This is a genomic window from Microcoleus sp. PH2017_09_SFU_O_A (assembly GCF_020738625.1).
In the GTDB taxonomy this organism is placed as follows: Bacteria; Cyanobacteriota; Cyanobacteriia; order Cyanobacteriales; family Microcoleaceae; genus Microcoleus.
In genome coordinates this window covers 1-10088 of sequence record NZ_JAEQCF010000147.1, presented here as the reverse complement: position 1 = coordinate 10088, position 10088 = coordinate 1, and the positions used below count along the sequence as shown (strand labels likewise).

Annotated in this window: 13 protein-coding genes; 7 read left to right on the top strand and 6 right to left on the bottom strand. The window is 47.2% G+C overall.

Features of this window, described 5'->3' with window-relative positions:
* Nucleotides 1-141: 141 nt before the first annotated feature.
* Together JGK16_RS31660 and JGK16_RS31655 are read right to left on the bottom strand one after the other, a co-directional pair.
* Nucleotides 142-1113: an Hpt domain-containing protein gene (locus JGK16_RS31660; RefSeq protein ID WP_293187044.1), complete on the bottom strand. Its 972-nt coding sequence runs from the start codon at nucleotides 1111-1113 to the stop codon at nucleotides 142-144.
* A gap of 182 nt (nucleotides 1114-1295) precedes the next feature.
* A complete protein-coding gene (locus JGK16_RS31655) occupies nucleotides 1296-1550 on the bottom strand; it encodes a hypothetical protein (RefSeq protein WP_293187043.1) in 255 nt (84 codons plus the stop codon).
* Nucleotides 1551-2014: 464 nt separating this feature from the next.
* On the opposite strand from JGK16_RS31655, the gene JGK16_RS31650 reads away from it, so the two are divergent.
* Both JGK16_RS31650 and dps read left to right on the top strand, forming a co-directional pair.
* A complete protein-coding gene (locus JGK16_RS31650) occupies nucleotides 2015-2275 on the top strand; it encodes a sulfiredoxin (RefSeq protein ID WP_293187042.1) in 261 nt (86 codons plus the stop codon).
* 115 nt (nucleotides 2276-2390) lie between these two features.
* On the top strand, nucleotides 2391-2939 hold the full coding sequence (dps, locus tag JGK16_RS31645) for a DNA starvation/stationary phase protection protein Dps (protein WP_293187041.1): 549 nt from the start codon (nucleotides 2391-2393) through the stop codon (nucleotides 2937-2939).
* Here the strand turns inward: dps and JGK16_RS31640 are convergent.
* Nucleotides 2932-3054 carry a hypothetical protein gene (locus JGK16_RS31640; RefSeq protein WP_293203584.1) on the bottom strand — a complete coding sequence of 41 codons (123 nt, stop codon included), beginning with the start codon at nucleotides 3052-3054 and terminating at the stop codon, nucleotides 2932-2934. The genes dps and JGK16_RS31640 overlap by 8 nt on opposite strands.
* Nucleotides 3055-3091: 37 nt before the next feature.
* On the opposite strand from JGK16_RS31640, the gene JGK16_RS31635 reads away from it, so the two are divergent.
* The gene (locus tag JGK16_RS31635) at nucleotides 3092-3796 is read left to right on the top strand and encodes a helix-turn-helix domain-containing protein (protein ID WP_293193837.1); all 705 of its coding nucleotides are present in this window, start codon (nucleotides 3092-3094) and stop codon (nucleotides 3794-3796) included.
* Between the two features lie 231 nt (nucleotides 3797-4027).
* On the top strand, nucleotides 4028-4354 hold the full coding sequence (locus tag JGK16_RS31630) for an STAS domain-containing protein (protein WP_293187039.1): 327 nt from the start codon (nucleotides 4028-4030) through the stop codon (nucleotides 4352-4354).
* Nucleotides 4355-4410: 56 nt separating this feature from the next.
* Here JGK16_RS31630 and JGK16_RS31625 read toward each other — a convergent pair whose 3' ends face one another.
* Nucleotides 4411-5547, bottom strand: coding sequence for a SpoIIE family protein phosphatase (locus tag JGK16_RS31625; protein ID WP_293187038.1), 1137 nt, complete (start codon nucleotides 5545-5547; stop codon nucleotides 4411-4413).
* A 117-nt stretch (nucleotides 5548-5664) separates the two neighbouring features.
* Between JGK16_RS31625 and JGK16_RS31620 the strand changes: the two genes are divergently transcribed.
* Together JGK16_RS31620 and JGK16_RS31615 are read left to right on the top strand one after the other, a co-directional pair.
* The gene (locus JGK16_RS31620; protein ID WP_293203583.1) at nucleotides 5665-6021 is read left to right on the top strand and encodes a hypothetical protein; all 357 of its coding nucleotides are present in this window, start codon (nucleotides 5665-5667) and stop codon (nucleotides 6019-6021) included.
* Nucleotides 6022-6570: 549 nt separating this feature from the next.
* Nucleotides 6571-7080 (top strand): anti-sigma regulatory factor, encoded by a 510-nt coding sequence (locus tag JGK16_RS31615; protein WP_293187036.1) that lies wholly within the window; start codon nucleotides 6571-6573, stop codon nucleotides 7078-7080.
* 15 nt (nucleotides 7081-7095) lie between these two features.
* Here JGK16_RS31615 and JGK16_RS31610 read toward each other — a convergent pair whose 3' ends face one another.
* Entirely contained in the window at nucleotides 7096-7869 is a 774-nt protein-coding gene (locus JGK16_RS31610; protein ID WP_293187035.1) for a DUF1350 family protein, read from the bottom strand.
* A 218-nt stretch (nucleotides 7870-8087) separates the two neighbouring features.
* On the opposite strand from JGK16_RS31610, the gene JGK16_RS31605 reads away from it, so the two are divergent.
* The gene (locus tag JGK16_RS31605; protein WP_293187034.1) at nucleotides 8088-8270 is read left to right on the top strand and encodes a hypothetical protein; all 183 of its coding nucleotides are present in this window, start codon (nucleotides 8088-8090) and stop codon (nucleotides 8268-8270) included.
* A gap of 149 nt (nucleotides 8271-8419) precedes the next feature.
* Here JGK16_RS31605 and JGK16_RS31600 read toward each other — a convergent pair whose 3' ends face one another.
* On the bottom strand, nucleotides 8420-9451 hold the full coding sequence (locus tag JGK16_RS31600) for a glycosyltransferase (RefSeq protein WP_293187033.1): 1032 nt from the start codon (nucleotides 9449-9451) through the stop codon (nucleotides 8420-8422).
* Nucleotides 9452-10088 lie beyond the last annotated feature (637 nt).

The window sequence follows — 10088 nt, the reverse complement described above, 5'->3', positions numbered from 1 at the left end:
CCGAAAGCCTGCGTGTTTTGCCATCAAGGTTGCTTCAGTATTATTTAATTTGAGCGCTCGCTTGACGGCAAACATGGAACTGACTCTCAGCAATCAACTTTAGATAAGTTTAGCAAACTATTTGCCACTTAACTCTTGCTCCTAGGAAGAGGATTTAATGGCGTGAACCAGTAACTTGGCAATTTCCGAGAGTTGCTTTTTGTTGAAGGTTTTGAGCAAAAGCTTGACTACCGCCTTAGGTTCAGCGGGAAGAGCTACTTGCTTCGACGCTGCTGCTGGGGCTGCTGGGGCGCTTACCTCTGCTGGTTTTGGGGCTGCTACCAAAAGTAGCAAATTTTTACTCGGAGCGATCGTCTTAACTTTCCCCGTTTGCACCAAATCTCCCGCATCCTTGAGCTCTTTGATAATCAGCGGAGCTAAGACTTTATAAGAGTTTTTGGGATTAACGATCGCCCCTCTAGCAGTTTTAACTAAATTTTGCCAAGGCTCAAATTTAGCTCCCAACTTATAGAGTCGAGCGCACGCAGTCGCCAATTCCTGACGGCTAGCAGCAGATTCTTTCTGCTTGAACACCTGCAACATCTCTTTCAGTAAAACCATCACTTGAACAGCAAAATTCCCCGGCGCGGCGCCCGCTGTTGGAGCCGCGACAGGTGCACGAGTTCCAGCAGTAGCAACCGCCACAACTTTGCCCGCCGCCAAGTTGTTGAGATGAGTTTCCAGTTGAGCAAAAACTGGCATCACCTGCTGGACGAGTTTTTCTCCCTCTTCATTCCTCAAGCCAAAAGGCCCTTCCAGTCGCGCCAGCAAGTCTTTAAGCGTATCAACTCCCTTTAAAAATAGAGATTCTGCCGTTTGGTCAACTTGCTTGACGGGCCCATCCTTGAGTACCTTAAAACAATCTTCCAAGCGGTGAGCGGTTGTTTTAATACTATCCAAGCTGAGCATAGCCGCCCCTCCTTTCACAGAGTGGGCGGCTCGAAACATCTCTTGGACCATTTCGGGGTCTTTCATCGTGGACTTCAAATCCACCAAACCATTTTCTAGAGTATCGAGGTGCTCCTTAGCCTCCTCTATAAACAAACGCATTATTCGATCTTGCTGATCTGACACGACAGTCCTCCTAACAATCTCAGCATCCTCCAGAAAGAACCATCTTCGTGGGAGGAAACACGACTCCTGCCAAAAGTCAGAAGCTCCCATGCAAAATATTCTAGCCTGCCTCTTGTGAAAGACTGACAATACTCGTGTCTGGGCGGTTTTAGCTCTCTTTCCTGGTGTGCTGGAGATCGATTTTAGAGTTCTGAGGGAGTATCTGGAGCAATTTCGATGCCCATTCCTTGTTTGATCATCTGCTGATCCGTAATCAAGTCGTTCAATTCCTTGACTTCGACGCCGATTTTTTGGCAAGCTTCTTTGAGTTCCCGCTCAAAAGTGTTGAGGTCGCTTCCGTAGCCGCAAAGCTCGGCGGCTGTGGTGATTCCTTGTTGGGCATTGGCTTTGGCGCAGTCGATCAATTCAAGACCTTTGAGGGGTTGGGATGATGCCATAATATCAAACCACAATTTATCTTTTGTCCCACTGTACCTAGAACGTTGAGGTCGATCGATCTATCGAAAGGCATGAAAAATCCTAGCGGTGCTGCGTGTTACCAATAAATTATTTTTGGGGACTTCCTGTCAAAATAGCAGTAGTTAGGATTTTCTAACCGCTCGTAAAAACATGGACAAAGCTACCCAAAAGTAGTCAATGTTAGACATCTACGTTGGTAATTTTAGTCCACAGTCCTTCAGCATTGATTGTTTTGCCAGTTGAGGCTCTATATAAACCACGCTGAACGCGTTTACCGCTAAAAACAGGCTTGACCTCTGTCTTTTTGTTATACCTCAAACACTACAGCAAACGGTCGATCGCACGCCCCCGTTCTCCCAAGCTCAAAATTTCCCGACATTTCTCTTGCCAAGTCGAAGTCATTACGAGTATGATTTAACAAGAAGCAAAAAAGAGAGCCGCCATGAGGATCGAAGAAATTCCTCTCAACCAGATTCGCCGCCCCCTGCCGCGAGTCAACGACCAAACTAAAGTAGCCGCCCTCATGGAATCCATCCGGGAGGTAGGTTTAAACGAGCCCATCGACGTGCTAGAAGTAGATGGCCAGTATTACGGATTTTCCGGCTGCCACCGGTACGAAGCTTGCCAGCGCCTCGGTTTAGAAACTATCCCGTGCAAAATCCGCCGAGCTCCCCGTGCTGTGTTGCAGATGCACCTAGCCTGAGCAATTCACGACAGGCAAATATTCGATCGCCCAAAACAGCCAAAACAGCCAAAACTAACTGTCCAAACAGTCTCAGATATTCGATCGACAATCACCACTAACAACCTAAAAACCTATGACTACCAACAACCACAAACAACACCTTTACCCGACGCGCATCGATATGTCAGCCGCCACCCGCTCTCAAATAGTCGGGCTGCTCAACGCCACGCTAGCAACCACTCTGGACTTAAAAACTCAAGTCAAGCAAGCTCACTGGAACGTCAAAGGCATGGACTTCTATCAGTTGCATTTGCTGTTTGACGAAATGGCCGGGGAACTCGAAGAATACGTCGATACGGTTGCTGAACGAGTCACTGCTTTGGGCGGTTTGGCTGTCGGAACAGCCCGCACAGCCGCCGCAGATTCGATTTTGCCAGAATTTCCTTTCGACATTCTAGATGGCAAGGAATACGTCACTGCTTTAGCCGATCGCTATGCACCCTACGCCCAACATCTACGAGTTGCGATCGACAAAGCATCAGAACTTGGCGACGCCGATACAGCCGACTTGTACACCGAAATTTCGCGGGCTATTGACAAACGTTTGTGGTTCCTAGAAGCGCATTTGCAAGCTTCTGCGACAACTGCAACAGCCGTCGCTGAGAAAGTTGCCGTCAAATAGCTACAACTTTTGTGGGGTGGGCCGGAGAAGAGCCCGCCACAGGCTTTCTGGCCTGTGCCACAACTTTTGTGGGGTGGGCCGGAGAGCCCGCCACAGGCTTTCTGGCCTGTGCCACAACTTTTGTGGGCCGTTGCTCCTAGCCCGCCCCAAAGATGTATTTCCGATCGGCTCCCGACAGTTTACGATCGAGAATATGTCCATTTATTAATTTGGATGAAATTTTCGTGGCAGCTAATATTCCAGATTATGCTCCTCAACTGCAACGGCTGATGCAACAGGCCGGGATTTCGAGCGATCGAGAACTCAGCCAAAAAGCAGGAGTTCCCGAAATTCAGGTCATCCGCCTGCGTCGCGGCTTAGCTTTGAAAACCCGAGCCGACATCCTGCTCAAAATCAGTCAAGCTTTGCAAATTTCCTTAACCGAACTGCTCGCAACCTTGGCGCCAGACTTTGTAGAGTTAGAAAAGGCACCACCCACAGCCTTAGAACAAGAATATCAGCGCCTCCAAGCTGCGATCGCACAGCAGCGATCGTCTTTGATGGAGGAATTCCAGCTTGCTAGCGTACAAATTTTAGAATCTTGGATGTTGCAGTGGCCGACTGCTGCCAGCAAAGCTCAGGAAAATCACCACTTGCGGGCCCAGAAACTGCTGCCGTTGCTACGCCCCGTCGAGCAGTTATTGCAGCATTGGGGCATAGAGTCGATCGCCCCAGTCGGAGCAGAGATTCCCTACAACCCGCAACAGCACCAGCTCATCGAAGGAACAGCCCAGGCCGGAGAACCCGTCAAAGTCCGCTATACAGGCTACACACAAGGCGATAAACTCCTCTACCGCGCCAAAGTTAGCTTAGTTTGATGCCATTCTGTATTCAGCAGAACAAAAATTGTCCCCCTCTCACAATTCACTCGCGGTGGCGAAGCGCTGCGAGTCCGATCGGCGTTCCCATCCGCAAAGAGCGCCATCTCTTGCACTCAACAATATTCTCCCGTTCTCGGATTTTCCGTTTCTCTTATTTGGATCGGAGTCCATCTCGCAGCTATACTTAGCCTAGTCTGGCTAGAAATTCTGACATTCCCATCGCAAAATATGAGTCCTGTAGTTAAAATTATTCAGCCCTCTGGCATTTTAGACGGCACCAAGGCAAGTCAATTCCGCCAAGAGATTAGCGACCTAGTGGAAGCGGGAGCCGATGTGGTATTGATAGACTTCACTGATGTGACTTTTATGGATAGTTCTGGTTTGGGCGCTTTAGTATTAGCGCTCAAAACAGTCCGGGCCGCTGGGAGTCAATTAGTCGTCTGTTCTATCAACGAGCAAATCCGCATTTTATTTGAACTCACCAGCATGGATCGAGTTTTCGAGATCTTTCCGACCCGGGATGCTTTTAATCGCAAAATTGTCTCCACTAACTAACTCTTTTGGCTGCTGTCTTCTTGCCATTTGGTTGCAAATGTGATGCAAGAGGTCAGCTAGCCAAAGTTGATCTTGAGTAAAGACCAATCATCATCAAAAACTGCTTTAGCGTTCAACTTTTGAATGTAGTTCAGAACCAGTTCTAACTGATCGGCAGTTGCACCGTTGTAAGATGCTAGCAGGTCGATGAAAGGGTCTAGCCCCCAGATATTGCCGTCAGGTTGGTGAATCTCGTATACCCCGTCGCTAAAGATGTAGAGAGTGCTTAAATCCTCGACATCGCAGCAATTATCGACATAGCGGGCGTCGGGGAACATCCCAACTGGCATTCCGGGGGTTTTTAATTGCTTGATTTTAGCCGTGCTCGCAGGGGACTGGGAAATTAACACTGCCGGGGGATGACCGGCGCTGGCGTAAGTTAGCTGCCGAGTAATGCGGTTGTAAACGCCATACCAGATGGTGAAATATTTGTCATTTTGGTAGCTCATCTGGAAGGTGGTATTGAGGGCCCGCAAAACATCGCTCGGTTTGTAGTAGTCAATGTTGGGCAGTGCGCGCGATCGCAGCAAATTCAGCACCGCCACAGAAGGCAGCGCCGCCCGCAAACCGTGACCGGCTACGTCGAGCAAGTAAATCGCCAAATAATCGGCATCCAGCCAGTTGTAGTCGAAGCAATCTCCGCCTAACTGCCGGGAGGGAATGAATTTTGCCTCGATGCTGACAGGTTCCGTCATCGGATCGGGCAGCAGCGATTGCACGTACTCCGCTGCTTCGGCTAACTCTGCTTCCAGGCTTTGCTTGGCAATTTTCAAATCTCGGCTGAGTTGGTGCAGCCGCAATCCTGCGCGTACTCTCGCCTGCAATTCGTTGAGTTCGATCGGCTTGGAGATAAAATCGTCGGCACCGGCGTCAAGCCCTTTGACTCGATCGGCGATCGATCCCAAAGAAGTCAACAAAAAGAATTGTGTAGTTGACAGTTCCGGATCAGCCTTAACTCGACGGCAAACATCAATGCCGGTCAAACGCGGCATGATCCAATCGCAAATTATCAGCGCCGGACGCAATTTTTGCGCCTGGGCCACGCCGTCTTCGCCATTGCTTGCTACTGTCACTTCGTAACCCTGTTTTTTCAGGGTTCTTCTCAGCAGCTCTTGAACAGCCGTATCATCGTCAATAACCAGAATTTGAAACATGGCACTCGGGTACTACAAGTCTTTCAAAGGTCTGGGGGTCATTTAAAATATATCCTGTGAGGGCGATTGTCTGAGATTGAGTATAGTCTAATAACATCGCTTTTCAGGTAAATGCTTTTGCCGGCCAGCCATCGAGTTCAATTTACCTTTAAATTTGATGCAAATTTTGGTTGGGTCGAACTTCACCCAGTTTATCCTCAGAACATAAACTTTGATAGATTTTTTTTGGGCAGCAGGGGCGAATTGACATCGGGGCGCGACTTCTGGTATCGTAAACAGCTAATTACTCGATTTGACATTTATTTTTTTAGCAGTACAAGCCAGTACAGTCGAACTCCCATTCAATTTTGCTTGGTTTTACACGGTCAGCCGCCGCAGCAGCAACTGGAAAATGACGCTGCCATTGAAGAACTGCGATGGGTGATGTTGGCGCTAGCAGTTGCCCGCATTTTGGCAAAAAAGTTAACAACGTAAAGTACAGGCAGTATAATATTTGCCTCTATTTTAGCTAATAAAACAGCAAGAAGCCTTTCACCTGCCCGATAGGGAGGTGATGAGATGAATTGCGAGCGAGTTGACGACAATCCTCTGACCAATGCCGGAGGCGAGGGAAGAGGGTAGGTCGGAAATGAGCTGTCATATTTTGTTTGTACCCATAAATTTGATAGAATAAATTTGGTTAACTTCACCCCTATCGGTGTCTGATCAGCCTCTGTCCAGTAGCATTGCGATTATTGGTAAGCGACTCCGTTGCACAGCATAGAAGCAAGTAGGCACATCTTGATTAATGCAAATTACCTCCGGGTTTGTCCGATAGTGCGAATCAGCCAGCATCTCATCCAGGGCAGTAAAATTTGTAGGGTACAAGGTAAGAAATTTACAGTCTGCGGTAGGGCATTCCGTGGACTTAAAACAAAGCTCATCGCCTCCGAAGCAATAGCTGGATTGGATGAGAAGCCTACACTGTATTGCTTGCAATCAGTGTAGGAGTATGTCACGGAACTATAATTTTAGTGGCTGAGCGTGATTGAATTAAAAGGTTCCGAAAAGTTGCAAGTCCTAAAGAAAGCGGCTCTTCAAGTCAATACTGGCCAGAGTGCTTTAGAGCCAGTTTTGTCCTGGTTTGCAAAATTGTACGAGCAGCGAATTCCTACAAGTGTGTGGATACGCTGTCAGTTGGCTTTGGCTGAGGGCTTTACAAATGCGGTGCGTCACGCCCACGAGGGCAAACGGCCGGATTTGCCGGTGGAGATTAACGTGGTGGTGTCTGCTGAATCTGTAGAGATTCAAATTTGGGATTCGGGCTCTCCCTTTGATTTAGAGCAAAAAATTCAAGATATGTCGAAAACGATCGATCCTGAAGCTTCGGGCGGGCGGGGCCTCAAGTTGATGAAAGACATCGCAGACAGTCTCAGTTATACGAGAACGGCTGATGGTCGTAACTGTCTGTCGATCGTCAAAAACTATACTCCTATCCCCGAGACGGACGACGAAGATGATATTTTGCAGTTGCCGGACGAACTTTTGGGTTGATCGGCTCATCGGCTGTTAAACGCGCGACAGAGGGTTTAGCCACAGCAGAATTGTCCGTTTTAATTGATTTAATTCTCGATACACTTCTTGTTTTACCCATTGGCCGATCGCGTCGAAGGGTGTAAAAATTTGACCGACAGGCCAGCTAACATCTTGACCTAATGGCGTTTGATGGTTGCCGGCCAGTGTCTGAACTGTAATCATGTCGGAAAATCTTTGTTTTAGCAGACCATTTAACAGCAGGGTTTGGTCGATGTTGTCGCTGTTAAATTTGACTAAAAGATTGCGCCGGATTTGATAGCTATCTTGCACGAGGCGGTTGGTGTCTTGGGGGGAAGGGGTAAACTCTACGTTAAAGACGGGGGAAATTTGCTCGACGATCGGGATTGCTTCGGATGCTGCATAATTGTTGAAAGAGATCAGAATATTGCCGGCTCTTTCTATGTCAAACACCGAGCCGATCAGCAAGTGCAGTTTGCATCCCATGCTGTGCCCCATGCCGTAGACAGGCAGATAGGAAGATTTGAGCAATTTCTTGGCGCGCAACCTATCGAGGGCATTTTCAAACTTGTTGAGGACATCGCGGGCGATCGCAATATGATCCAAAGTATTGACAAACGGGGTTGCTACTACCACATATCCTTGATTCCCCAAGGCCTCTAACAGCCACCGATAGGTCAGTTGCGGTGCAGCAGCTACAAATGCGCCGCCGAGAAAATGTACGATCGCGATCGGTTTCGAGTTTGAGGGAATTAATACCCAGTTGCCAGAAATTTCTTGCCAGTCCATAAATTTAGTCTAGTTCAAAGTAAAAAGGCGATCGTTCTCTGAAGGTATCAGGTAAAAAGGTAGAAAGCATAATTTTTGTTACTTTTTTGCTTTTACTTTCTGCCTAACAAATAGGTTTCCTACCCATTTTTATTCACAAAACTTGGCTTTTTACTTACCATAAATAATTGGTTTAAAGCCGGAACCCCGATCGGGAGGAATTTAAAAAAGACGATTGATTGCTCCAATCCTCTTCCTTCTTTGTCAACTGCTGTCAACTGTCAACTGCTGTCAACTGTCAACTGTCAATTGTCAACTGTCAACTGAATGAAACCTTATCTATTTTAATTGTTTTGGCAGCAAATAGCACGGCGGGCACAGGCTGCTATTTCCGGCTCGCTCGGGTTGAGGCTGGCGGCTGAATATAACACTATACGCGATGGTTAACGCTTTGTTGCGATCGCGCGACGCCAGAGCGATCGAGCGTATCTATTTTTCAGAGGCTTTTATCTCCAAGACGGTTCAGATCGAACCGTCTTAGATTAAAACCTGCATACAAATACAAGAGCCTTTAGGAAAAACCGCTGACTTCCGACGATCGCTGGGGATTAAATTCTGCTGCATGACGGGTGCTTTCTGTCGTTTGACGGCTCAACTTCTCGTGAGATTTCATCCATTTCCACTTGTTCAGAGTAGCTTGAGGATTGAGGGCTGTCGTAGCGATGCCATAAATCAGAGTCAGTACAATCTCCCGATTCAACCAACTTTGTCCCACCTTTCTCATGTAGTGCAGTGCCAAAACTTCTCGGAATTTGTTGAGCCTTGGCAAAAGGGGCAAATTGTTAAAGCACAACTGTTCGTACTCGTTGAGCGATAACTCTTTTTCTCCCCGCAAGCGCCGCAGTTGGTTTTCCTTGACACATTCAGAAGCTATGCGCTTTTTCAGCCAGTGCTTGTCTGTGAGAGAGTTTCCTCTAATTCGATAATTTCCCAAAGGTGCTGTCGCGGCTAGCAAGCCGTGCTTTTGAGCAATTTTGGTAAATAACTCTGTATCTTCTCCTACCTCCCAATCTTCTGCAAAGCCACCTTCTTTGAGCAAAATGAAGCGATCGACTACCACAGAAGACGGGAAAACCCAAGGACTTTCGCCTGTCTCCTTAATCGCCTGCATTTCGGCTTTAGTTGTAGGATAGGTAGGAACGTAACTCAACTTGTTGCCATGCTTGTCTAAATACCGCAAAGCGTGAGCAACTGCTTTGACTTCGGGATTGTCTGCGAGCATCTTCAAACAAACTTCTAGCTTGTTGGGTTCCCAGGTATCGTCACTGTCTAGAAACGCTACATACTTGCCGGTTGCCCGCTTGATCATTAAATTTCTTGACTTGGAAACCCCATAATTGTGGGGATTTCTATAGAACTTAATTCTCGAATCTTGCTTGGCCAGCCTAGCACCAATTTTTCTAGTATCGTCTGTCGAGCAGTCATCAACAATTAAAATTTCTAGATGCTTGTGGCTGCCATTAACTACGGAGGCAACGGCCTCGGCCAGGGTTTCGGCTGCATTGAATGCAGGAATTATTACACTGACTTTTGGGCTGTTCATAACTTGAATTAGTTGTGTTTTGGTAGTTGTTCGCCGAAGTATAGTCTTCGCCACATATGACCCCTGAAATTAGAATACGAAGAAAGTAAGGATTTTCCGCTGAAACTGAAAATTGCTGGCTGTGAAACGCACTGACTGGGATCTAGTGCGATGAAAGCTCGCGTTTGAGCAGTTAAGTTGCAAAGCATAATGTCCGGCGCTAGATGATTCGAGCTTCCACCCCCTGGCGTGTATGCCAGCAAGGGCAAAAATAGGATGCTGTTTCTGAGCGTTCGTATATCTACATAGAATCAACAGTGCTTTCCGCAAAGGATTATACAGCTTTATTAAGTTTTATGACAGGAAATTAAGAAAATTAACTTCCTATATCAAACTTCCTGCCTTGGGGGAAAGAAGAGGTTAACTTACAGGGCGAAATAGTTATCTAAACTTAATCAAAGCTTGCTGGACAAGATAAGTCTAGAATTGAGATAATATCTGGAATGCCGAAAACCAAGGCTCAATTATCCGGTTTGTAAACCGCAGTTCTGTCAGTACCAGCCAGCCTGTTAAGGTCGAGAAGGAAGTCCACAACTCGTTAAATTGGCTGAAAATAGTGGGTGACTCATGGCTAATAGCGACCGCTAGAATTGTTTTT